We start from the raw sequence: 24,979 nt of genomic DNA on the forward strand, positions 1-24,979 counted from the left end.
ATATTGCGATTTACAACCTGTTAACATTTTAAAATCGAGACATGTATATCGTACGAAGTGGCGCTGCTGATAAATTTGATAGCTTGGTTTCAGAATTAGGTCAGAATCCGCAAGAGATAATGGCCGCTGTTGGCCTGTCTGCGGCGCAGTTTCGCGACCCCGATACCTATCTCGCTTATCCAAGGTTGGCTGAATTGCTGGAGGAAGCGGCTGCTCGTTGTCAACAACCGCTGTTTGGTGCGTTACTCGCCGAGCGCCAAAACCTGCAAAGTTTGGGCGATTTGCCGATGTTGGTTTCTCGCGCAGAAACGGTCGGTGATGCCTTGGCGCGGGTGAATGATTTTCTCTATCTGCATTCGTCAGGGGTCACTCTCAACATGACGCCACAAGATGATTGGGTACGGTTGTCGCTCAGTATTGATGTGCACAGCGAACGCGGTATCGCACAGTTGATGCAGTTGAGTGTATCGCATCTGGCGATGTTTATTGCCAGTCTGCTTGATATTGAAGCGAGCCACTTCTCTTTACACCTCACCCAACACGCAAGCTTCGAGGCAGAACAGAGCGAATTTGCCCAGCAGAACAAACTGCGTTTCGGCGATAAGTTTGACGGTATCCTACTTAAAGCGACTCTGCTTAACGCTAGGAACCACCAAGATGAAGACGCACTAGAGCGCCATTTTCAACAGCACCTCAAAGAGCTGCAAACCCGTTACCCCAACAATCTCAGTGACCAAGCAGCAAACATGATTGGCCGTCTGCTCTCAACCGGAGAATGCAGCGTTGAGCGCGTTGCAAGAGCATTGGACCTGCATCCGAGAATGCTGCAAAACAAGCTGAAACAACAGGGCACAAATTATCGGCAGCTTTTACAACAAGTGCGTCAGGATTTCGCCGAACAGCGATTGCATGAGAATATTCAGAGTATTACCGATATCGCGTTGCAACTGGGCTATGCAGAAACTGCGGTCTTCAGCCGCCACTTTCGTCGCTGGACGGGAAAATCGCCAAGGCAATGGCGACAAGAAAAAACTCAGTTACAAACGTTTAAGCCCATCAGTTAAAAGCATAAATAACCTATCGTTCAAACCAAAAAGTGTGAGGTGGGAGGGTTGGTATCGAGAATTTCAGCAATCACAGATAACCCGTGTTTGATGTAGCCTCGGTTTGTTTCTGCTCCCAAGCTGATTCGCACGTAAGGCATTGGCTGATTAGTATCGAGAACAAACGGTTTATATCCAGTGATCTGCACCCCTGAACGCTTAGCCGAAGCAACCAGATCATCGCTATTCCACTGCTCGGGTAGTCTCAACCAAATGTGCTGTCCATTCGGGTGCGAGCTATAAACATGCCCTTCTAAAGCGGCTTTTGCTATTCGCTGTCGCTTGGCAAACTCATTGACTTGAAAGCGAATAAGTCGATTTAACGTACCGTTTTCGATCCACAAATGAGCAACTTCAAATGGTAATGGAGTCGCAGACCAACTCGTTGCCGCTAAACGACCAATCGCGTGCTGCAAAAAATGACGTGGGACCGTCAGATAGCCAGTGCGCATGCCTGGCGCTACAACTTTGGTTAAACTGGTGACATAGAAAGCTTGTTCGGGTAACAATGTGGCAAGGGGTGGGACACGGTTAGGTTCTAGTGCTCCATACACGTCATCTTCAATTACATAGATGTCGTATTGCTGCGCAATATTCGCTATCGCCTCTCGGCGTTCAACATCCATATGCGCACTAGTCGGGTTAGCCATGCTCGGTGTGCAACACAATACCTTGATTGGTTTGTGTTTACATGCCCATTCAAATGCATCCGGCGTTATACCAAACTCATCCATTTCAAGTGGTTGCAACTTAAATCCAAGCATTCTCGAGCGAGAGATCAAGCCATGATCAACCAAGTGACCACAAGCAACTAAATCGCCGTGTTCAACAACTGTGCTTAAAGCCAACGTTAAACCATGGCATGCGCCATTTGTGAGTAATATTTGATCGGCACCCACATCCAACCCTTGGCTACTTAGAAATCGTGCTCCTGACTCAATATGATGAGGCTGACCTGTTACCGGCTTTGCTTTACTGATCAAACCACGATTGTTTGTTTGCCCAGCAATCTCCATTAACGCCTGATTAAAAAGCGTAATGTGGCGATCGGTCACCACTGGATGTGCAATCGACATATCAATTTCATCCGGCGTTTCTTTCATCTCTTGTGTCAGCATGAACTCCGTGTCCGTACTTTCATCCACAAAACCTGATTTGACAAAAGTACCATTCCCAACCCAAGACTCGATCGCCCCTTTTTTCTCTGCATAACCATATGCATGGCTCACCGTTTGTACGCTGACGCCAATTTGCTCTGCAAACTCACGATGTGTGGGTAATCGAGTCCCCGGTTTTAGATAACCACTGCGGACACATTCGACAAGATAGTTACCAATGGAGATGTATTTAGCGGTGCCTGGCCGAATGATCGGGTTCAAAGAAATTGTCATGACACAATATTTTAATTGATTCATTTTTAACGCTCATTGTAACTTCCGTTTAACAAATGGCGAACTTTAACTCACAAAACGAGGTGAAATGCACAAAAATAAACCACAATTGTAATGATTGACATGAAATGTATGGGTTAAACAAACATGTTAAACAGCATCGTTCAATCCAAATACAACCCCAGAGGTAAATTGCAATCATTTTTAACGCAGATCTGGCTAGCTGGTAGAAGGTAGAAATACCTCAGCGTCTCCGAAGGCCCATAAGGCGTCGGATTTCTAACAAGGAGAAAATATGAGAGGCGTTGCTTTGCATTTTACACTGGATGAGTTCCAGGATCGGTTAACGAAAGTTCGGCAATCGATGGAAGAAAGAGAATTGGATGTCCTTATCATTCATGACCCTTCTAACATGGCGTGGCTGACAGGCTATGATGGGTGGTCTTTTTACGTGCCACAATGTGTCGTTGTTGGTCCATCTGATGAACCTGTTTGGTTTGGACGCTGCCAAGATGCCAACGGAGCATACAGGACTGCGTATATGTCGGCAGAAAACATTACCTACTATCCAGACCATTATGTAATGAATCCGCCGCTACACCCGATGGATTTCCTGGTCGAAGCCGTACTGGCTCCGCGCCTTTGGGATCGTGGTCGTATCGGTGTAGAAAAAGATAACTATTACTTTAGCGCCACCGCTTACGAATCACTCACTACGCACCTACCGAATGCTCAACTTCTCGATGCAACCGGACTAGTCAACTGGTGCCGCGCCGTTAAATCCGATCAAGAACTGGCATACATGTACCGTGCCGCTCGCATTGTTGAAAACATGCACCGTGTCGCGTTCGACATGATTGAACCAGGATTACCGAAACACCACCTTGTTGCCGAGATTAACCGTCAAGCCGTGCTCGGGCATGAAGACCACTTTGGCGATTACACCGCGATTGTGCCGCTTTTGCCATCAGGTTCTGATGCTTCCGCACCTCACCTGACTTGGGATGACAGACCCTTCAAGAAAGGCGAAGGGACGTTTTTTGAAATCGCAGGGGCGCACCGCCGTTACCATTGCCCACTCTCACGCACTATTTTTCTTGGCGAGCCTGACGACAAGTTCAAACGAGCCGACGAAGCCCTAACTCTAGGACTTGAAGCGGGCTTGAAAGTGGCAAAGCCCGGAAATACCTGCGCCGACATCGCCAATGCACTAAACCAGGTTCTCGATAAAGCGGGATTCTCACGCGAAGGCGCCCGTTGTGGCTATCCAATAGGTTTGAGCTACCCGCCAGATTGGGGGGAACGAACCATGAGTTTGCGAGACACCGATAAAACCATCTTGAGAGAAGGTATGACATTCCATTTTATGCCGGGGCTGTGGTTCAAAGATTGGGGGTTAGAAACAACGGAAAGTATCGTCATTACCCATGATGGAGCAAAAACATTGTGTGATTTTCCACGCCACTTATTTGTTAAACACTAATTTTTCAAACCTTAAGCTCTGTTGAGCCAGGTCTGAGAACTAAAAGGACTTGATATGCAAAAAAGCTCGATCACAGCCACCATAGACTTTGACCGAGAAGGTGTACAGCACGGCTTTTTAACGCTGCCCTATTCACATGACGACTCCGCTTGGGGAAGTATTATGATACCTATTACCGTGATCAAAAATGGTCACGGACCAACCGCACTGCTTACTGGCGGTAATCACGGAGACGAATACGAAGGCATCACCAGCCTGCTAAAATTGACGAACTCGCTTCAGGCAGATCAAATCCAAGGTCGTGTCATTATTGTACCCATGATGAACTTACCTGCGGTACAAAATGCCTCACGTACGTCGTTTATCGATAAAGGGAATTTAAATCGAAGCTTTCCCGGCAATCCCATAGGCACAGTGACCGAGAAAATTGCGGATTATTTTACTCGTTACCTAGTTCCTAAGTGCGATTTTGCGTTAGACATTCACTCAGGTGGCAAAACGTTAGATATCGTGCCATTCGCCGCTGCCCATCGTCTCGACAATCTCGATCAAGAAGAAGCCTGCATATTAGGTGCAAAACTGTTTGGCGCACCTTACACCATGATCTTGCTCGAAATGGACGCCACCAGCCTGTATGACACTGCCGTGGAGTCTCAGGGAAAAATCTTTGTTACCACCGAACTCAGAGGAGGCGGAACCAGCACTCCAGAAACCATCGCTTATTCCGACCGTGGCATTCGCAACTTCTTGCGCTTCTCAGGCAACTTGCCCGGTGACTACGAACAACCAACCCAACCAACTAAGTTATTAGATATGCCTGATGCAAGTTGTTATGTGCAAAGCCAGCACCAGGGCATCACAGAATACTTATTTGATCTTGGCGATACCGTCAAAAAGGGAGATGTATTAGTGAGAATCTTCTCGACCGAGCGCACAGGTACCGCCCCCGTTGAGTACAAGTCACAGCGCAATGGTATTTTCGCGGCACGTCGTTTTCCTGCTATGGTGAATATCGGTGACACTATCGCAGTTATAGCCGAAGACTGCGGCGAGATAGGCTGATTGAAAAGCCAACTAAAGAAATCAAAACAAATGGCATACCAGAAGCAAACTGGAAAGCACCTTATAACAGCGACCAGTCATCAGCCTTTCATGAAATGATTAGTATTCAACAGGGAGACTCATAATGCGCCTCGATCGCTACGACGTAAAAATTCTACAAATACTTCATGATAATGGTCGTATCACCAAATCTCACCTTGCCGAGGCCATCAACCTATCCGTGAGCCCTTGCTGGGAGCGCGTCAAAAAACTGGAAGAAGCAGGCATCATTGAAGGTTACGGAGCAAAAGTAAATACCGATATTTTGTTCAAACGAACGTCGGTTATGGTTGAAGTTACACTCAAAGAACACAACGCCCAAGCGTTCAAACGCTTCGAGCAACTGGTTCAACATTCACCAGAAGTCACTGATTGCTATGCCACGGGCGGTGGTGTCGATTACATCCTTAAAATTCAGTCAGAAGATATCGACCAATATCAGCGGCTTATCGACAACTGGTTAGACTCAGATGTGGGCATTGAGCGCTACTTTACTTACATTGTGACAAAAACAATCAAACGTGATGCGGGCACATTCGAAGTAAACCAAAACGCTTTGTTATAAAAGGGAAAATGCGCATCAGGCGTGAACAGAAAAAACACCATATTTAACGGCACTAAAAAGAAATTTCTGACGTTTTAAACCTCGGTATCAGAAATTATTTCGGTCACTTCTCCATTACAGTTTCATTATGGACAACGATGCTGGGAGAAGGACTCATGGCAGCACTGCACAGCTTACACGCTGAAGAATTAAAAGCCTCGCACGACATGATGGCGATAATGAAAGACGTACGTTTGGTGAGAGGTTTAGCGTACGTGAATGGCAAATGGGTAAGTGGTGATCAATTTCATCCGGTGGATAATCCAGCAGATGGCACGGTCATCGGTTACATCACTAAGCTATCTCAGCAACAACTCTATCAAGCGATTGATGAAGCCGACCAAGCCTTTCGTCAATGGCGAAAAATGCAAGCAGAAGAGCGCGCTGAAATTCTCATGCGTTGGCACGACCTGATTCTAGAATCAAAGCAAGATCTTGCTCATTTGATGGTGATGGAGCAAGGAAAAACACTAGGTGATGCTGTAGGTGAGATTGACTACGGCGCATCCTTTGTTCGTTGGTTTGCCGAAGAAGCACGCCGCTGTTATGGCGAAACCATCCCAAGTCATATCCCGAATGCGCAACTATCGACGGTACGCGAGCCGATTGGTGTCGCAGCTCTGATTACACCATGGAATTTTCCTAATGCCATGATCACACGCAAAGCCGCAGCCGCACTAGCAATAGGCTGTCCGGTGCTCATTAAGCCCGCCAGTGAAACGCCTTTTTCTGCGTTAGCGTTGGCAGAGTTAGCAGACCGAGCTGGCTTTCCACCTGGTGTATTTAACGTTATCACTGGCGATGCGATGATGGTGTCACAAACCTTGTGCCACTCCGATAAAGTCAAAGCGCTCTCGTTCACAGGCTCAACTCGAGTAGGCAAACTATTGCTACGCGACGCGGCACAAACCGTGAAGAAGTGCAGTATGGAGCTCGGTGGTAACGCCCCTTTCATCGTGCTGCCAGATATGGATGTCGAGCAAGCAGCCAAAGCCGCCGTGGATGCGAAGTTTCAAACCGCAGGACAAGACTGCTTGGCCGCAAACCGTATTTTCGTCCCTGACGATAAGTACGAAGCGTTTTTGGAAGCGTTTGCCAAAGAAATGAGCCACATCGTTTTGGGCAATGGCTTAGACGAAAAAACCACCATGGGACCGCTTATTAATCGCACTGCGGTGGATAAAGCGCATGATTTGGTGCGTGACGCGCTCGACAAAGGCGCGCGATTGGTAGCGGGATACCACCAGCCCGTACCAGGCGAAAACTTCTTCGCGCCGACATTGCTAGCCGATGTAACCCCTGAAATGGCGGTGTATCGCGAAGAGAATTTTTGTCCTGTGGCAGGCGTATTGCCTTACCAAGACTTAGATACCGTGATTGAAATGAGCAACGACACTGAGTACGGCTTAGCTGCCTATGTTTATGGTCACGATATTCACCAAATTTGGCACTGCATGCGCGGTTTGGAGTTTGGCATGGTGAGCGTGAACTCCGTCAAAATGACAGGGCACCCTATCCCATTCGGCGGCGTGAAACAGTCTGGTCTTGGACGAGAAGGAAGCCGTCACGGATTTGAAGAATACAGCGAAATCAAATACTGCTGCTTAGGCGCTATACCAACCGTCAGTGGCAGTTGAGGCACGAAATATGGATATCCAATTATTCGAGGAGAAGGATCATGAGTAACAAAACCCAACAACTTTTAGAGATCGATCGTCAGAGAGTATTTCATGCCTCAACCCACCTGAAGCAGTATGCGGCCGGGGAGCTTTCGGGAAGAATTATCTCGAGCGGAAGCGGAATACGCATCACCGATTCAGAAGGCATCGAGCTGATAGACGGCTTTGCCGGGTTGTATTGTGTAAACATTGGCTATGGCAGGACCGAAATGGCCGATGCGATTTATGAGCAAGCCAAAGAACTGGCGTACTACCACACTTACGTCGGTCATACGAACGAAGCGCTCGTGACACTGTCAGATCGCATCATCAAAATGGCGCCTGAAGGCATGAGCAAAGTTTACTACGGCATGTCAGGCAGCGACGCGAACGAAACTCAACTTAAGTTGGTGTGGTATTACAACAATGCTCGTGGTCTACCAGAGAAGAAAAAAATCATTTCGCGTAACCGCGGCTACCATGGTTCAAGTATCGCGTCCGGTTCAATGACAGGTTTGCCGCTGTTCCACGCCCATTTTGATTTACCACTTGAGCGCATCAAACACACCATCGCGCCATATTATTATCGCCGTGAAGACGAGAGTATGTCTGAGCTTGAATTCTCTCAATATTGCGCAGATCAACTCGAAGCGATGATCTTGGAAGAAGGCCCAGAAACGGTAGCAGCAATGATTGCGGAACCAGTGCTCGGTACTGGCGGTATTGTGCCACCACCAGCAGGGTACTGGCAGGCGATTCGCAAAGTACTCGACAAATACGATGTACTCTTGATTGCGGATGAAGTGGTGTGTGGCTTTGGTCGCCTCGGCTCCGATTTTGGCTCACTGCACTACGACATGAAACCAGATCTCATCACGGTAGCGAAAGGGTTAACCTCAGCGTATCAACCGCTGTCTGGCGTGATCGTCGGTGAACGAGTTTGGAGTGTGCTAGAAAACGGCACCGACCAATGGGGCGCTATCGGACACGGTTATACCTACTCTGGTCACCCAATGGGAGCGGCAGCCGCGAACTGCAACCTCGATATCATTGAACGTGAAGGCCTGGTGCAAAACGCAGCCGAAGTCGGCGCTTACTTGCAGCAACGTATGGCAGAGACGTTTAACGATCATCCATTAGTCGGTGATACTCGTGGCGTTGGCTTGTTGCATGCGTTGGAGTTTTCTTCAGACAAGCTTCGCCGAGCACACTTTGATCCAAACTTAAAAGTAGGCCCGCAAATCGCGGCGGCCTGTTTAGAGCAAGGCTTAATCGCTCGCGCCATGCCACATGGTGACATCCTCGGTTTTGCTCCACCGCTTATCGCGAATCGTAACGATATAGACACCATTGTCGACAAAGCGCATCAAGCGGTAAACAAAGTGATGGATAACCTAGTCACATCTAAACAGTGGCAGCCATAACCCACCTAGATTTCAGTAACGCTCGCGGGCTTTGGAGAAGGCCCGCTTTGCACTTTCCTTAAAGAGATAGCAAGCCAACCAAACATTTTAGCCCCATAGGAAGCACTATTATTTACTACAAGTGGCAATAGTGGGTAAAATGCCCAAAATTGCGCACTAACTGGATAAAACATGGCAAAACTTACCCTTCAAGAACAAATGCTGAAAGCTGGCTTAGTTAATGAAAAGAAACTAAAGAAAGCGAAGAAAGGCTCTAAAAAATCACGCGTTCAAGCACGCGAAGTAAAAGCGGCGGTTGAAGAGAATAAACGCCAACAGTTAGAGCGTGATAAACAATTGAGCGAGCAACAAAATGCTGAGCGATTAAATAAAGAGATCAAAGCGCAGATCAATCAATTGATTGAGATGAACAAGATCGACTTAAAAGATGGCGACATCAAATACAACTTCACTCACGGTACGCTAGTGAAATCACTTTATGTAGATTCACTTATCCGCGAGCAGTTGATCAAAGGTATTTTGGCAATCGCAATTGTTGGTGAAAGCTATGTTGTCATTCCACGTGGAGTAGCGAATAAAATTGCTCAACGTGATGAGTCCGTCATCATCGAACAAAAAGAACCTGAATCGGACATTCCAGCAGAAGACGATCCATACGCAGATTTCGTCGTGCCTGACGATTTGATGTGGTAACAATAAATTAATCGATGCATCAACGAAAAAAGCCGCTGATGTTACATCAGCGGCTTTTTTTATAGAAAAATAATCTACAGAGATGATGTGTTGTTATTGCTTACTTAGTAGCAAATTCGCACCTGATGCGGCTAAAAACAACGAACATCCGCGATTGAAACGTTTCGCCATTTTGGGGTTTGAAAACCAGTGTCTCAAGTACAAACCAAAGATGGCATAGATTGAAATGGCGACCATTTCTAATATCAAAAACGTGGAGCCAAGGGCAAAAAACTGCTCTTGAACGTTGGCATTGGCATCAACAAATTGCGGCAAGAATGCAGTAAAAATAAGAATCGCTTTCGGGTTGCCAGCAGCGAGCGTAAATTCTTGTTTCGCCAGTCCTGCGTAGTTGCGCGAATTGTCCAAGTCAGAGATCGGGCTGGACTCTGAGCGCCAAAGGTTGAACGCAATCCATAGTAGATACAGCGCCCCTACCAACTTTATTGCCAAAAATAGCATTTCTGACGTATACAAAATCACAGCCAGACCTGATGCAGACAACGCAATCATCGCTGAAAAAGCAGCAATTCTGCCTAAACTGGCCGTAAACGCGGCCCTAAAGCCGTAACAACGCGCATTATTCATTGCCAATAAATTGTTTGGGCCTGGAGCCATATTTAGAGCGAAGCAAGCTGGAATAAAAAGGAGAAGCTGCCAAATATCCATAATAAAATGGTCTTAGTGAGTGATTTTGATCGGTACCCTAACATCGGTTAATAAAGTGAGTAAACCACAAACCGATCTTAAAGCAACTCAGCATCAAATCGTGCCGTGCGAGCTTGAACTAACGTGCAGTTCGTTTCAGCCATCAGCTCCGCTAAGGTGATGTTTGGGTTTTGTCTCACCAAACGTATCAACTTCACGTCCAAAGGTTCCAATTTGTCTTGGTGAGCAAGTAGAGCTTGTTCGATTTTGTTGATCGCAAATCGCATCGTCTCTGCTTCTTCGTTTTTGAGATGCTCTAAAAACGCTTTTACATCCAAAGCCTCGCCCGAGATTTGCCAGTGACGAGATCGTCTAATTCGCTTAAGATCGCACTGTTTTTCTGCTGCGAGTGTTTTCGCTCGCTTGGCATGGTCGCCCCCAATACGGTGAATCAAGGATGGGAGCGAAATCGTAATCTTCGTCTCTTTCATGGCCTTTTCTTTCATCGTCTTAGCCCTCAACCACCGACACATTCTCGCCAACCCAAGCCAGCAACTGTTTTGCCGCTTTGGATAACACCTGATTTTGACGCACGATGTAGCCAAAATCAGTGTTTGGAAAACTTGGCAAAGGCGTAACTTCTCGAGAAAGTTTTAATCTCGGATCGAGCGAAAAATCCGGCACAATAGCAGTCCCAAACCCCGCTTCCGCCCAGTCGATTTGTGCTTCCACACTGCCCACTTCCATCACGCGATGCTTAGGCAGATTTAGCTCAGGTAAAGACGCATCAATCAGCTCTCGGGTTCGAGTATCGTGCCCTAGTAGAATCAGCGTCTGGCTCTCTTTTCGATTGTCTTGCCACTCAAAAATGTTATCGCCAAACGCACACCAGTGAATCTGCGTGAGAGGCGTAAAATGCAGCGGTTGACTCTCTTTTTGTGCGATAACAAAGCCGATATCGGCACGCGCACTTTTCACCAAATCCACCGCTTGAGAAGATGTGGTGTTGAACAATGCCAAGTCGATCCCCGGATATTCACTTTTGAATTGCTGAAATGGTTTGATAAGCAGTAAACGTGAAACAATATCGCTCGCCGCAATAGAAAGCGTCCCCTGCGTAAGATCGTTGATGGCATTGAGATCTGACTGACAAATTTGCAGCTCATTGAGCATCCGCTGCGCCGTAGCTAACAAACGCTTCCCCGCTTGCGTCAACTGCACGGGATTTCGCTCAATCAATTTCGTGCGCGTGGCTTGCTCCAACTGCTTGATATGCAAACTTACGTTCGGCTGCGTCATGTGCAGTTCCGTCGCTGTTTTGCCGAAATGTTTTACCTCAGCAAGAGTTACGAAGGTTCGCAGCCAGTTCAAATCTAACATTGCCAATTCCGATATGAAATTCTTATCAAGTTAATGAGTATAATTAATTTCTCTTATTATGGCGAACGTCTTAAGATTTTTGCATCTGTTTTTGGAGATTAAATTATGTCGTCTATCGTTGTTGTGGGTGCAAACTGGGGTGATGAAGGCAAAGGCCGCATCGTTGACTTTTTGGCAGAGCAAGCTTCTGCGAGCATTCGTTTCCAAGGTGGTAACAACGCGGGTCACACCGTGGTTAACGATCTAGGTACGTTTAAGCTGCACCAGCTACCAAGTGGCGTATTCAACCCAGATTGTTTGGCAGTGTTAGGTCCGGGTATGGTTATCAGCCCTGCGTTGCTGTCTCAGGAGATTGCGGAAGTTGAAGAAGCGGGCGTAAAAGTGAATATGTGCATCTCTGATCGCGCAACACTGTGTCTACCTCTACACGCACTAGAAGATACGCTAGAAGAACAACGTTTAGGCGACAAAGCATACGGTTCAACTCGTCAAGGTATTGCACCTGCGTACGGTGACCGCGTAATGAAGAAAGGCATCCTAGTTGGTTGGTTGAAGCAACCAGAAGTATTGGTTGAACGCCTTCAATTCATGATGGATTGGAAACTGCCGCAACTGCGTGCGCTTTACCCGACGTTCGAGTTCGAACAAACCGCTGAAGAAATGGCGAACTGGTTGCTAGAAGTGTCTGCACCTTGGCGCGATTCAATTTGCAACGTAACGCTTCCTCTAAAAGAACTACAAGCGAAAGACAAAACTCTATTGTTCGAAGCACAGCTTGGTGCGGGTCGTGACCTTGTTTACGGTGAGTACCCTTGGACAACATCTTCTAACGTTGTATCAATGTACGCGGGTATCGGTAGTGGCCTTCCGGCACTTCGTCCTGAACGCGTTATTGCGGTTGCAAAAGCCTTCAGCTCATCAGTGGGTACTGGTACGTTGATCACTGCAATGGAAGAGCAAGACGCTTTCCGCGAACTTGCTGGCGAGTTCGGTGCAACTACGGGTCGTCCACGCGACATGGGCTACTTCGACGCAGTCGCTACGAAGAATGGCGTTGAACTGCAAGCCGCAACTGAAATTGCACTAACGAAAGTAGACTGTTTGACTGGCCTTAACGATCTGAAAATCTGTGTTGGCTACGAAGGCGACCACAGCGAAAACCCAATCTGGCCTCAAACTGCCTCTCTTGCGCCAATCTACGAGAAGATGGAAAGCTGGAGCGAGGACATCACAGGTTGTCGTAAGTTTGAAGAGCTTCCAGTAGCAGCACAGAAATACGTTCTACGCATTGAGGAACTCATGGGCGTACCAGTAAAAATGGTGTCTGTGGGTCCTGGTCGTGAACAAATGATTATGCGATAAGATGTGAATTAACACATCATTGGCAAGCGGCTTTTATCTGTTCCGGGGTAAAGCCGCTTTTTTTTACACTGTAAACTTTGGAAAATTGCACGGCTAAATTCATGTTTAATAACCTCATCACGAGCCCCCTACCTCCTTTATTTACAAATCAATAAATTATAGGACTTAACACGTTGTGCACGTTACTAGCACATCTCACTTGTTAAAGAAGCACGTCAATTAGGTTAACTGGTTGATTTGATATTCTTTAAGTGATTAGTTGATCACGATCTTCATCTGCAATTTGTTGAACTAGTACTCAAAAAATCTAACCCGCTGTTTTTAGGATAGATGAGTTCCCCAACATCCAACCTAACAGCAGGTGATTCCCATGACGAAAAATCTTTTCCGCCTCAGTACGATAACCCTTGGTTTGTGCCTTAGTTCTTTGTCTTTCGCGCAATCCGATCTTCCGAACATTAAAATTCTTGCCACTGGCGGCACCATAGCAGGCGCAGGTCAATCTGCAACCGAGTCAAACTACACAGCAGGTAAAGTCGGCGTTGAATCATTGATTTCTGCGGTGCCGAGTATGACCAAGATTGCCGATATTTCTGGAGAGCAAGTGGTCAGTATCGGTTCACAAGATATGAATGATGAAGTGTGGCTAAAATTATCGAAAAGAGTTAATGAGCTACTCGCTCAAGATGATGTTGACGGCATCGTCATTACTCATGGTACGGATACGTTAGAGGAAACCGCTTACTTCCTTGATCTGACCGTCAAGAGCAAAAAGCCTGTCGTGATCGTTGGTGCAATGCGTCCTTCCACCGCAATGAGTGCTGATGGACCAGTCAACTTATACAATGCAGTCGTAACAGCCACCGATGAAGATTCAGAAGGACGTGGCGTGCTAGTCGCAATGAATGACACGATTTTCGATGCGCGAGATGTGACAAAAACCAATACAACCTCCGTCAGCACTTTCCAGTCACCCAACTTTGGTGCTATCGGCTACATTCATAATAGCGATGCCAAATATCAACGAAGCCCAGAGCGTAAACATACGACAGAAACCCCATTCGATGTATCAAAGCTTACTAAGTTGCCTAAGGTCGGTATTGTTTATAACTATGCAAATGCCTCCAATTTGCCAGTGAAAGCCTTTGTGGATGCGAAGTTTGACGGCATCGTAAGTGCTGGTGTCGGTAATGGTAACTTGTACCACACTGTGTTTGATGAGCTAGAGAAAGCGAGTAAAGATGGCGTTGTTGTTGTAAGAAGCTCCCGAACGCCTAGCGGCTCAACCACTTTGGATGCTGAAATTGATGACGAAAAATACGGCTTTGTTGCCGCTGGTACATTGAACCCACAAAAAGCACGTATCTTACTGATGCTGTCACTGACTCAGACCAAAAACTATCAAGACATCCAAAAGATGTTCCAATACTATTAATTCTGTCTAAGGTTCATTCGATAGAGGAGGTACACACCTTACCTCCTCTTACACATAGCGACATGAGCGTCTCTTGTTAGCCAAACAAGCGACGCTTCATTCCTGCTTTTTCCAGAATACGCGTAGTAATTTCCTCAACAGACAGAGAGGACGTATTGATATATGGGATCGCCTCTCTTCTAAACAACGCCTCAACAGTGTCTAGCTCCAGCTTGCACTGCTCTGTGCTAGCGTAATCACTTCCAGACAAACGATTCTCACGGATTTCAGTCAAGCGCTCGGGATCGATCGTCAGCCCAAACAACTTATGACGATGGATCTCAAATTCAGGCAACAAACGCATCATCTTCACATCTTCCGCAATGAACGGATAGTTCACAACACGTAAACCAAATTGCATCGCCATGTACAAGCTAGTCGGCGTTTTTCCACTGCGCGACACGCCAAGTAAGATAATATCAGCTTGCTCCAACCCTTTTAGCGTAATGCCATCATCATGCGCCAATGTGTATTCAATAGCCGCAATACGGTCAAAATAGGTGTCGGAATCTTTCCCCACGCTGCGAGAACGCTGCAACTTAGGCTTTGGTGCCATCTGAATGTCGTCTTGCACTTTCTGCACAATACTCTCCAACACATCGTAACTGTATGCTGGCGCTTCAAGCAGCATTTCACGTACTTCTGGAACGACAATTGAGAAAAAGACCAGAGGTTTGACGCCATTGCGCTGGTAGGAAGTTTCAATTTCTTTGACTACGTCAGTAGCTTTGTCCTGGCTTTCTACAAACGGAAAGGTTTTTTCGTTAGGAATGAACGGAAATTGACCGAGAACAACATGCCCTAATGTCTCACATGTTATCGCCGTACCGTCAGAAACATAGAACACATCACGACTTTGGTTATTTATTTGCATTTCTGTTTAATTTTTCAAAATCTTTTGAGTAGGATGGTACACATAATATTAATAAATCAGTTTGGCTTTCAGTTAGGTTCACCACAGCTTTAAAAATTCTTTTGAATTTTTTTCAGCCAGAACGTAATCGTTTGCCTTTGATATCAATCTAAATGAAGCAATGTATGGTCAACGTGTAATAACAGCCAACATGCGATTGTTTAGATCGATTTAAGTCCCCCTACTAAGCTGCAATGTTTCTGGAGAAAGACATGCAAAAGAACACCCTCTGGTTCAATGGCCTATCCATGGATGATGTCGACAAAGTCGGCGGTAAGAATGCTTCACTTGGCGAAATGGTTTCTAACCTAGCAAACGCAGGCGTTTCTGTACCAAATGGTTTTGCGACAACCTCATACGCGTTTAACCAATTCCTTGACCACGAAGGTTTGGATGAGCGTATTCACCAATTACTCGATGAACTAGACGTTGAAGATGTAGAAGCTCTGCGTAAGACAGGTGCAAACATTCGTCAATGGGTATTAGAGGCCCCTTTCCCTGCGGACCTTGAACAAGAAATTCGTGAAAATTACCAAGAACTGATCGAAGGCAATCCTGAGCTTTCAGTCGCAGTTCGTTCATCTGCTACGGCAGAAGACCTACCTGATGCTTCTTTTGCTGGTCAGCAAGAAACGTTTTTGAACGTGAAAGGCATCGACGCAGTACTAGAAGCAACTAAGCACGTTTACGCTTCTCTATTTAACGACCGTGCGATTTCTTACCGCGTTCACCAAGGGTTCGACCACCGTGGCATCTCGCTATCTGCGGGTATCCAACGTATGGTGCGTTCAGATAAAGCCTCGTCGGGTGTTATGTTTACACTAGACACTGAATCGGGTTTCGACCAAGTTGTCTTCATCACCTCTTCATGGGGTCTAGGCGAGATGGTCGTTCAAGGTGCAGTAAACCCTGACGAGTTCTACGTTCACAAGCCAATGCTTGAAGCAGGCGAACACCCAATCGTTAAGAAAACATTTGGTTCTAAGTTGATCAAAATGATCTACTCAGATAACCAAGAAATCGGCAAACAAGTTGATATCGTTGATACTTCTGATGAAGAGCGCAACACGTTCTCATTGAACGACGACGAGATCAAAGAGCTCGCAAAACAAGCAATGATCATCGAAAAGCACTATCAGCGTCCAATGGACATTGAATGGGCAAAAGATGGCATTGATGGCAAGCTGTACATTGTTCAAGCGCGTCCTGAAACCGTATGTTCACAAACGGAACAAAACGTGATTGAGCGCTACGAGCTACAAAACAAAGCGGATGTTTTGGTTGAAGGTCGTGCAATCGGTCAGCGCATCGGTAAAGGCGTGGTTCGCTTGGTTGACTCTCTGGACCAAATGTCTTTAGTCCAAGAAGGTGACGTGCTAGTTACAGACATGACTGACCCAGATTGGGAACCAGTGATGAAAAAAGCATCTGCAATCGTAACCAACCGTGGTGGCCGTACTTGCCACGCTGCCATCATCGCTCGTGAGCTTGGTATTCCTGCAATCGTTGGCTGTGGCGATGCGACAAGCAAGTTAACCGATGGCGCAACCGTGACCGTATCTTGTTCAGAAGGTGAAACGGGCTACGTTTACCAAGGTGAACTTGAGTTTGACGTAAAACGCTCTTCTGTTGATGAACTGCCACTGCTACCAACAAAAGTGATGATGAACGTGGGTAACCCTGATCGCGCGTTTGACTTCGCACAAATTCCAAATGAAGGTGTTGGTCTTGCTCGTCTTGAATTCATCATCAATAAGATGATTGGTATCCACCCGAAAGCATTACTTAACTTTGATGCACAAAGCGATGAGCTAAAAGCAGAAATCACTCAGCGTATTCGTGGTTACAAAGATCCTATCGATTTCTACGTAAGCAAGCTGACAGAAGGTATCGCAACCATTGCTGCGGCATTTTGGCCGAAACGCGTTATTGTTCGTATGTCTGACTTTAAGTCTAACGAATACAGCAACTTGGTTGGCGGTAAAGCATACGAACCGCATGAAGAAAACCCAATGCTTGGCTTCCGTGGCGCGTCTCGTTACATTTCTCCAGTGTTTGAAGACTGCTTCGAGCTAGAAACTCAAGCAATCAAACGCGTTCGTAACGAAATGGGTCTGAAAAACGTTGAAATCATGATCCCATTTGTTCGTACACCAAGCGAAGCAGCATCAGTGATTGATTTGCTAGCGAAGTTTGATCTGCGCCGTGGCGATCAGGGTCTTAAAGTCATCATGATGTGCGAACTGCCATCCAACGCGGTCCTTGCCGATGAGTTCTTGAAGTACTTTGATGGCTTCTCGATTGGCTCAAACGACATGACTCAGCTAACGCTTGGTCTTGACCGTGACTCTGGCGATGTCGCACATCTATTTGATGAGCGCAACCCAGCGGTTAAGGTGATGCTTCAAATGGCGATTGATGCGGCAACAAAAGCAGGCAAATACGTTGGTATTTGTGGTCAAGGCCCATCAGACCACGACGACTTAGCGGAATGGCTAATGGATCAAGGTATTAGCTCTGTATCACTAAACCCAGATACGGTTATCGATACTTGGTTAAAACTCGGTAAAGTTAGCAGCAAGTAACACACGATAAACTCTAGCCCTCACACTCCCCTTGTGAGGGCTTTGTTATTCACACGTCATTTCACAATCAGTTCGTGATTCCTCTCTCAAGTTCGTCATTTAGTCAATTTCATTATCAAAGTCTGATGACCTAAAATGAATGGTATATCGATAACTCCAGAGAGAATTTGATGAAAAAGCCTATCGCACTCCTTACTACATTGATGCTCCTGGCATCCCCTGCTTATGCCGATTGGGATGAAATTTCCAATAAAATGTCTGAGCTTGGCGACGCAGTTTCTGATACTGCACAAGATGCTTGGGACGACACCAAAGCGTTTTCAAAACAAGCGTGGCAAGATTTCACGAACTGGTCCGAGGAAGCGATCAATACCGCAGGCGAATGGACGGAAGCCAGCATCGAGAAAAGCAAAGAATGGATAGATGCTGCCGACAAAAAAATTGATGAGCTGATGGAAGGCGATACGCCAGAAGAAGCTCGCCAAGCCGTGGACTTAATGGCAGATAGCGCTTTGCTCAAGTTATTTAATGAAAAGCCGGAGGCAAAAGCTATTTACGACAACGCGTACGGCTACGCGGTCTTTGATTCTCGTAAATTATCTTTGCTGTTTCACACCAACTCAGGGTCAGGAGTCGCAGTGAATAAGGAAACAGAAGAACGCACTTATATGAATATGTTTGGTTTGGGCGTTGCACTTGGGGCTGGCGGCAAATTTTACCAACAAGTGGTTCTGTTTGAGAGCAAAGAAGACTTTGATACGTTCGTCAACGAAGGATGGGAGGCCACAAGTGAAGCCTCTGCTGTTGCGGGCGAAGATTCAGAGCAACTTTCAAAACAATTTAACAGCGGCGTCGCCGTCTATCAGTTGAACGCTAAAGGTTTGCTCATCGATGCTAACGTGTCTGGTTCTAAATATTGGGTTAACGAAGAGCTCACTAACTCGCAGTAATGCATAGCAACTAATCGCTTAAATAAAACCGTTGTTATGCACCCTTATCAATAAGTTAACGGGGATATGATTCCTCAAAACTGAGCACTTACGCAACTTTCTCTATGGAAGTCACCAGAAGATGGCGACTTCCCTTTCTCGTTGGATTGCTTTTGGTTATGCTTGCGCAAAACCACCTGCAATTCGGTATCCCATGCCTGACAATAACTTTAATAATCTGCTAGCAGAAGCAATTTCTGCTCTTAACACGCCTAACTTTACTCCTAAACTTATGCGTGTCATTCGCACTCTTTTTCATTTTGATTGCGCAGTTATTTTAGGTTACCGAGAAGGTAAACATCCTATTTATCTCTACGACTCAATTGAGAACGAGCGAGAGTTACTTTTTCAACGCTACCTTACTGACTCATTTCAAAATGACCCTTTTTTTCTCAAACTAAACGAGACAAAGCAACAAGGCGTATTTACGCTCAAAGACGTGGCGCGTAAAGGCGTTGACTTCACCTCATACTGCGAGCAGTTCTATCATCAAACAGGGTGGAAAGACGAGCTTAGCATGCTAGTCGAAGTTGAATCTGGCCGTTGGGTCATGCTGTACTTCGGATATATGACTGATGGAAAATACTTTTCTCAGCCACAAATCAATAAGCTAAAGCCCTATTTCCCGATAATTCAGTCGCTTTGTCAGCAGCATTGGAAACAAACGGAATTTACCTTTTCTGAGCCTGTTTTTGCACAGAGTGCTTATTCTGGCAGTATGCGATTAGCCATTGAGCAAGCTTTAGCAACGTTTGGCGTAGAATCACTCACCCGTCGCGAACAAGAGGTGGCTTCGCTTCTCGCTCAAGGGTTTGACACCAAAGAAATTGCCGCGCGGTTACACTTAGTTCAAGGCACGGTCAAAAATCATCGAAAGCGAATTTACTCGCAATTAAATGTGTCTTCATTGAGTGAGTTATTCCAGCTTTTCCTCAATCACCTCATTCTCCATTCAAGATAAAAAACTGTCCCTTAAGGGATATATCGAGAAAAGGTGTCGCGTTTTAGTCTGAATGTAACAACCACTAAAACAGACAAAAAGAATGACAACACCATTACTGCAAGATTTACAAGATCGTGGCTTGATTGCACAAGCCAGCGATTTGGAAGAAATTCAGACACTTCTCTCACAGCCACAAACCGTTTACTGCGGCTTCGATCCTACAGCTGGCAGCTTGCATATCGGCCACCTCGTGCCTTTGATTATGCTTAAGCGCTTTCAAGATGCCGGACACCAAGCTGTTGCCTTGATTGGCGGTGCAACGGGCATGATTGGCGACCCAAGCTTTAAAGCGACTGAGCGCAGTCTGAACTCAGAGGAAATCGTCTCAGGCTGGGTTAACGATCTTTCTAATCAAATTCAGCAGTTGATGAACCTCCAACTGACCAAGCCGATGATCATGGTGAACAACGCTGACTGGATGAAAGCGATCAATGTGATCGACTTCTTCCGCGATGTGGGTAAGCACTTCTCGATCAATACTATGGTCAACCGAGACTCGGTAAAACAACGCCTGCAACGACCTGACCAAGGTATCTCCTTCACCGAATTTAGCTACGCCCTACTGCAATCGTACGATTTTGCCGAGCTAAACCGTCGATACGGTTGCCGTTTGCAAATCGGTGGCAATGACCAATGGGGAAACATCGTCAGCGGGATCGATTTAACTCGCCGTCAAAATGGTGAGCAAGTATTTGGCTTAACTCTGCCGCTGATCACCAAATCCGATGGTACCAAATTTGGCAAAACCGAAGGCGGCGCAGTATGGCTAGATCCTAGCAAAACCTCTCCTTACGCGTTCTACCAGTTCTGGCTTGGCGCAGAAGACGCCGACGTTTACCACTTCCTGCGTTACTACACGTTCTTGAGCTGCGAAGAAATTGCCAGCATTGAGGCGCAAGACCAAACAAGCCAAGGTAAACCGCAAGCACAACGTATTCTCGCTGAGGAAATGACGCGATTTGTTCATGGCGAAGAAGGCCTAGCTAGCGCCGAGCGCATCACTCAAGCTTTATTCAGCGGTAATGTGCAACAACTGAGTTTGGGTGAATTAAAACAATTGGAGTTGGATGGTTTACCAAGCATTGAGAGCGCACAACAAGATTTGGTTGAGCTGTTGGTTGAGTCGGGTTTAGCAAGTTCGAAGCGTGTTGCACGCGAACACATCAGCAACAACGCCATTAGTGTAAACGGTGAAAAAGTGTCGGCTGATAACCCAAGTTTGAGCTTCCCACTGTTCGATCAATACTGGTTACTGCAACGCGGTAAAAAGCACTTCTGCCTCGTAAAGCGTGCCGCGTAGTAACACTCGCAGTACAAAGCCTGTAAAAAATTCCCCTCACCACTTTCGTGATGAGGGGAATCCAAATTTGAACGATTTTAAGCCTAAAAATAGGTAAAGACGTCGCTTATTGCGTTCTTAAACGTTGCCAGTACTTTTCGTAAATCGCTAACGTTTCTGCGCCAACATCATTAATGAACTCGCCTTTTTTCATGTCTTCTGATGAAGGGAAAATAGTACGGTTGTTTTTCAACTCTTCTGGCAATTTGTCACGCCCAGCGTTTGTTGCCGACGCATAACCCAAACTGGTCACGATTTCCGCTTGGTTCTCTGATTGGTACATAAAGTTAATAAATTTATGCGCCAATGCTTTGTTTTTACTGCCAGACGGAATAGTGAAGTTGTCCATCCACAATACCGCGCCCTCTTCCGGCATCACGAACTTCAGCTCAGGCATTTCAACCTGCCCTTGGAATGCGTTGCCGTTCCATTGCATGCCGACCGATGTTTCACCGGACACGTAAGGGACTTGAGGTGCATCTGAGTTGTACAGCAATACGTTATTTTTCAGTGCCACTAAAGAATCGAAAGCCTGTTTGATTTCTGCTTCGTCTTTGGTGTTCACACTATGGCCATTTTTCTTCAGCGCCATACCGAACACATCGCGAACGTCATCAATCAGCATGACTTGTTGTTCGTATTGTGACTCCCATAAGTCAGCCCATTTTGTCACTGGTTGCTCAACCATGGATTCATTGTAGCTGATCCCGGTAATGCCCCAAATATAAGGCAATGAGTAATCATTTTTCGGATCGTGCGCTTGGCCAAGTAAGCCGTCCATTGTGTCTTGCATGTTTGGCACTTGAGCGTGATCTATTTTCGAAAGCAGTCCTTCTCGACCCATTTTTTCAATGAAGTACGCAGAAGCAAAAACCACATCGTAACCAGAACCTTTTAGCAATTTTAGCTTGGTATACATTGATTCATTATTCTCAAAGGTCGAATAATTAATCGTAACGCCTTCTTGTTTTTCAAACGCTTTTAACGATGCTTCCGGCAAATAGCCACCCCATGCATAAACGTTCAACGTTTTGCTATCTGCATGAGCAAACATGCTGAGCACAAGAGCACTCAGCCCCAATCCTTTGATGATTAATTTCATGGTATGCAATCCAACCAGTCCAGCGACGCGCTGGGATTCGGGTGCATAATTAGGTAATTGTTACCCAATTGAAAGAAAATTTAATTAATCTTTAACAGCAAAAATATTTATCGAATTTATAAAATTAACGCATGTTTTTAATAGCGACTGTGCATACCAAAATGATGAGACATTCCATCTTCCATTCGACCTCCTTTCCAGCCACCAGAGCCGAGTAAATTAAGCACATCTTGAGCGGTATAATCGACACCAGCGAAGAAGTCATGCGCTACATCAGAGCGGATGGCTTGCAACTCTGGTTGATTTTCCAAATCAAGATCTTGCGGATTCGCATACAACGCCAACGCAATTTTTTGTTGGCACGCGCTTAACTCGCTGGTGCTCGTCTTTACCTGACCAACCGAAAAGTACTCACGACTGCCGTATCCCACCACCAATCTGGTACTCATTAGTTTAATCACTTTCTTAATGCGGCGACGTTGTATAAATCTCAACATGTTGAAGTCCTTATTTATATTTTGATAATTAATAATAAGTTTTGTATACCACACATCAATACTCTAGAGTGTCAGGGTTTAGCACGGCGCTCAAAGAGTATGGAGTTCAAGAGTGAAAATTGACGATCTAAAACTGTTCACCAAAGTCGTCCAACTTGGCAGCTTTACAGCGGCAGCCAATGCTTTGGACTTGCCACGAGCAAATGTTAGTCGACGCATTGGAGAACTGGAACGTTACCTCGGAACGCAACTTTTTCACCGCACCACTCGCAGCCTTTCGCTGACAAACAAAGGCGATGCCTACTACCAAGATCTGCAAAAAGTACTCACCTTGCTTGATTCGGCAAACCAGCAAGCCAGTAACGAAAACATCGAGGTCAGCGGCAAAATCAAACTTGGCCTTCTGCCAGAAACCTATGAACATCTTCAACCCATTTTGTTTGAATTTCAGGATCAATACCCGCAGGTTGAACTCGACATTCGCAATATCAACAATGGCTTTATTGATATGTTTCAACAAGGGTTGGACATCGCGCTGCACGGCGGCATGCTGTTTGACTCAGACATTGTCGCGAGAAAGATCTTAACGCTAGACCGATGTGTCGTTGCCTCACCGAACTATCTTCAAACTCACGGCACGCCCGCCACATTAGAAGAGTTGAGCGATCATCAGTGCATTTGTTTTCGTTGGCCAAATGGCAATGTCGACAACCTTTGGCATTTTCAGGAACAAAACGTAGCGCTCAAACCAAAACTCATTTCCAACAACATCGGCTTTATTAAAAGCTCCACAGTGCTTGACCGCGGCATCAGCTATATCCCAAAACTGTTGGTAAAAAATGAGCTCGAATCCGGTGCATTGGTGCAAGTATTGTCTCAATATGCTGTCACGGAAGAAATGGGGTGGTTACTCTATCCTCAACCGAAAACGCTGAACCAAGCTAGCCGGTTACTTATTGAACATTTGTGCAATAAAATCCCAAAACTTTTGTAGTTTGCATTTATTGTCATAAAATTTGTGACATTGAATCATGCGCACGCATGATTATCTGAACATCTGTGAATTATAAGATGGCGCCGAAATTATGGAGCCATCTTATGAATCATCAAATCAAAATCGCTGCGCTGAGCACTATCGCGCTCTCTCTACTCGGCTGTAATCAAGCCCAACCTCAGGTTGAGGAGCCAAGCGCATCCAGACCCGTTCAAGTGATTGAAGTCAACGAAAGGAATGAAGAACTCAACAAATCATTCAGCGGGATCGTAAAAGCAAAAGAAACCGCCTCACTCTCTTTTCGTGTACCCGGCACCGTGGAAAGCGTGTTCGTAAATAAAGGCAGCTTGGTAGAAAAAGGCCAAGTCATTGCCATGCTGGACAAGCACGACTACCAAGTCTCACTAGAAGAATTACAAGCACGCATGTTAGAAGCACAATCAGCCCACAAACTCGCGAAAGCCGAGTTAAAGCGCGTAAAACAAGCGACTTCTGATGATGCCATTGCCAGCGTAAACTTAGACCGAGCCATCAGCAGCTACGAACGTAGCCTCTCTGCCGTCAAAGTGGTTGAGAAAAACATCCAACGTGCAAAAGATGCCCTACGTTACACCACTCTACGTGCACCATTCACTGGCATTGTTGCCGACGTTTCTGTTGATCCACATGAACAAACCTTGCCGGGCGGCAGTGTTGTGTCAATTCAGCAAGAAGGCAGTTGGGAAGTCGACATCGACGTACCGGAAAATATGAAGTCGCAATTCGCACTAGGTCAGCCAGCATCGTTGACTTGGTATGATTCGGAGCAATCCTACCGAGCAACCGTGGCAGAAATCGCGCCGAAGAAGCACCTGCTCAAACAAACCTATACCGTCACGCTAGACATCGATTCGATTTCCAGTGCGCTATTCAACGGTAAAGCAGTCACAGTAAATACCGCGCTCAACACCAGTCACTCAAGCCATTGCTTTCCTTACTCTGCAATTTTGGGTGAGAAACAGACTCTGCACGTGAATGTGGTTCGTGATGCGGTTATTCATTCAGAGCCTGTCAATCTTGACTCTATCGACGCATACCAAGCGTGTGTGACCGGAAGTTTTGAGCAAGGCGATTATGTGGTGATCAGCGGTAGCCATTATCTGAGCGAGGGCGATGCCGCCCCAAACCTGACCATCAAGACGTTGTAGGTGCGAATCC

The 24,979-nt window shown here is 46.1% G+C and carries 22 protein-coding genes; 15 read left to right on the top strand and 7 right to left on the bottom strand.

Annotated features, from left to right (window positions below; all coding sequences use genetic code 11):
- Positions 1-41 precede the first annotated feature (41 nt).
- Positions 42-1,064 (top strand): helix-turn-helix domain-containing protein, encoded by a 1,023-nt coding sequence (locus R7044_RS02365; protein WP_225455328.1) that lies wholly within the window; start codon positions 42-44, stop codon positions 1,062-1,064.
- Between the two features lie 20 nt (positions 1,065-1,084).
- Here R7044_RS02365 and R7044_RS02370 read toward each other — a convergent pair whose 3' ends face one another.
- A complete protein-coding gene (locus R7044_RS02370; protein ID WP_080996739.1) occupies positions 1,085-2,518 on the bottom strand; it encodes a PLP-dependent aminotransferase family protein in 1,434 nt (477 codons plus the stop codon).
- A gap of 271 nt (positions 2,519-2,789) precedes the next feature.
- On the opposite strand from R7044_RS02370, the gene doeA reads away from it, so the two are divergent.
- From doeA to R7044_RS02400, 6 genes are all read left to right on the top strand, one after another.
- Positions 2,790-3,977, top strand: coding sequence for an ectoine hydrolase DoeA (gene doeA / locus R7044_RS02375; RefSeq protein WP_005373780.1), 1,188 nt, complete (start codon positions 2,790-2,792; stop codon positions 3,975-3,977).
- Positions 3,978-4,031: 54 nt separating this feature from the next.
- A complete protein-coding gene (gene doeB, locus R7044_RS02380; protein ID WP_054729346.1) occupies positions 4,032-5,039 on the top strand; it encodes a N(2)-acetyl-L-2,4-diaminobutanoate deacetylase DoeB in 1,008 nt (335 codons plus the stop codon).
- A gap of 124 nt (positions 5,040-5,163) precedes the next feature.
- On the top strand, positions 5,164-5,643 hold the full coding sequence (locus R7044_RS02385; protein ID WP_005373784.1) for an Lrp/AsnC family transcriptional regulator: 480 nt from the start codon (positions 5,164-5,166) through the stop codon (positions 5,641-5,643).
- Between the two features lie 155 nt (positions 5,644-5,798).
- Entirely contained in the window at positions 5,799-7,319 is a 1,521-nt protein-coding gene (locus R7044_RS02390; protein ID WP_225455329.1) for an NAD-dependent succinate-semialdehyde dehydrogenase, read from the top strand.
- A 41-nt stretch (positions 7,320-7,360) separates the two neighbouring features.
- Positions 7,361-8,764 carry an aspartate aminotransferase family protein gene (locus R7044_RS02395; RefSeq protein WP_225455330.1) on the top strand — a complete coding sequence of 468 codons (1,404 nt, stop codon included), beginning with the start codon at positions 7,361-7,363 and terminating at the stop codon, positions 8,762-8,764.
- A gap of 171 nt (positions 8,765-8,935) precedes the next feature.
- A complete protein-coding gene (locus R7044_RS02400) occupies positions 8,936-9,457 on the top strand; it encodes a DUF2058 domain-containing protein (RefSeq protein WP_017633576.1) in 522 nt (173 codons plus the stop codon).
- A gap of 93 nt (positions 9,458-9,550) precedes the next feature.
- Here the strand turns inward: R7044_RS02400 and R7044_RS02405 are convergent, their stop codons facing one another.
- The 3 genes from R7044_RS02405 to R7044_RS02415 all read right to left on the bottom strand — a co-directional run bounded on the left by R7044_RS02405 (position 9,551) and on the right by R7044_RS02415 (position 11,524).
- Entirely contained in the window at positions 9,551-10,165 is a 615-nt protein-coding gene (locus tag R7044_RS02405; RefSeq protein WP_017633575.1) for a LysE family translocator, read from the bottom strand.
- A gap of 77 nt (positions 10,166-10,242) precedes the next feature.
- Positions 10,243-10,635, bottom strand: coding sequence for a ribosome recycling factor family protein (locus tag R7044_RS02410; protein WP_017819813.1), 393 nt, complete (start codon positions 10,633-10,635; stop codon positions 10,243-10,245).
- A 19-nt stretch (positions 10,636-10,654) separates the two neighbouring features.
- Positions 10,655-11,524, bottom strand: coding sequence for a LysR family transcriptional regulator (locus R7044_RS02415; protein ID WP_005373812.1), 870 nt, complete (start codon positions 11,522-11,524; stop codon positions 10,655-10,657).
- A 105-nt stretch (positions 11,525-11,629) separates the two neighbouring features.
- Between R7044_RS02415 and R7044_RS02420 the strand changes: the two genes are divergently transcribed.
- Complete coding sequence (locus tag R7044_RS02420; RefSeq protein WP_104973443.1) at positions 11,630-12,886, top strand: adenylosuccinate synthase; 1,257 nt, start codon at positions 11,630-11,632, stop codon at positions 12,884-12,886.
- A 370-nt stretch (positions 12,887-13,256) separates the two neighbouring features.
- Positions 13,257-14,321, top strand: a complete 1,065-nt coding sequence (gene ansB / locus R7044_RS02425) for an L-asparaginase 2 (RefSeq protein ID WP_115386508.1) — start codon at positions 13,257-13,259, stop codon at positions 14,319-14,321.
- Positions 14,322-14,397: 76 nt separating this feature from the next.
- Here the strand turns inward: ansB and R7044_RS02430 are convergent, their stop codons facing one another.
- Positions 14,398-15,234, bottom strand: a complete 837-nt coding sequence (locus tag R7044_RS02430; protein ID WP_005373820.1) for a pyruvate, water dikinase regulatory protein — start codon at positions 15,232-15,234, stop codon at positions 14,398-14,400.
- A gap of 251 nt (positions 15,235-15,485) precedes the next feature.
- Here R7044_RS02430 and ppsA point away from each other — a divergent pair, with 251 nt between their 5' ends.
- The 4 genes from ppsA (at position 15,486) to tyrS (ending at position 21,150) form a co-directional block, all read left to right on the top strand.
- Positions 15,486-17,858, top strand: coding sequence for a phosphoenolpyruvate synthase (ppsA, locus tag R7044_RS02435; RefSeq protein WP_005373822.1), 2,373 nt, complete (start codon positions 15,486-15,488; stop codon positions 17,856-17,858).
- Between the two features lie 170 nt (positions 17,859-18,028).
- Positions 18,029-18,808 carry a hypothetical protein gene (locus R7044_RS02440; protein ID WP_005373824.1) on the top strand — a complete coding sequence of 260 codons (780 nt, stop codon included), beginning with the start codon at positions 18,029-18,031 and terminating at the stop codon, positions 18,806-18,808.
- A 193-nt stretch (positions 18,809-19,001) separates the two neighbouring features.
- On the top strand, positions 19,002-19,808 hold the full coding sequence (locus R7044_RS02445; protein ID WP_031778843.1) for a response regulator transcription factor: 807 nt from the start codon (positions 19,002-19,004) through the stop codon (positions 19,806-19,808).
- 82 nt (positions 19,809-19,890) lie between these two features.
- The gene (tyrS, locus tag R7044_RS02450) at positions 19,891-21,150 is read left to right on the top strand and encodes a tyrosine--tRNA ligase (protein ID WP_005373828.1); all 1,260 of its coding nucleotides are present in this window, start codon (positions 19,891-19,893) and stop codon (positions 21,148-21,150) included.
- Between the two features lie 106 nt (positions 21,151-21,256).
- On the opposite strand, the gene R7044_RS02455 is transcribed toward tyrS, so the two are convergent.
- Together R7044_RS02455 and R7044_RS02460 are read right to left on the bottom strand one after the other, a co-directional pair.
- Complete coding sequence (locus tag R7044_RS02455; protein ID WP_005373831.1) at positions 21,257-22,291, bottom strand: ABC transporter substrate-binding protein; 1,035 nt, start codon at positions 22,289-22,291, stop codon at positions 21,257-21,259.
- Positions 22,292-22,428: 137 nt separating this feature from the next.
- Positions 22,429-22,788: a DUF6559 family protein gene (locus tag R7044_RS02460; protein ID WP_005373833.1), complete on the bottom strand. Its 360-nt coding sequence runs from the start codon at positions 22,786-22,788 to the stop codon at positions 22,429-22,431.
- A gap of 112 nt (positions 22,789-22,900) precedes the next feature.
- On the opposite strand from R7044_RS02460, the gene R7044_RS02465 reads away from it, so the two are divergent.
- Both R7044_RS02465 and R7044_RS02470 read left to right on the top strand, forming a co-directional pair.
- Positions 22,901-23,782: a LysR family transcriptional regulator gene (locus R7044_RS02465; RefSeq protein WP_033906320.1), complete on the top strand. Its 882-nt coding sequence runs from the start codon at positions 22,901-22,903 to the stop codon at positions 23,780-23,782.
- Between the two features lie 104 nt (positions 23,783-23,886).
- Positions 23,887-24,969: an efflux RND transporter periplasmic adaptor subunit gene (locus tag R7044_RS02470; RefSeq protein ID WP_205391246.1), complete on the top strand. Its 1,083-nt coding sequence runs from the start codon at positions 23,887-23,889 to the stop codon at positions 24,967-24,969.
- Positions 24,970-24,979 lie beyond the last annotated feature (10 nt).

Source organism: Vibrio sp. 1402, from assembly GCF_033340275.1.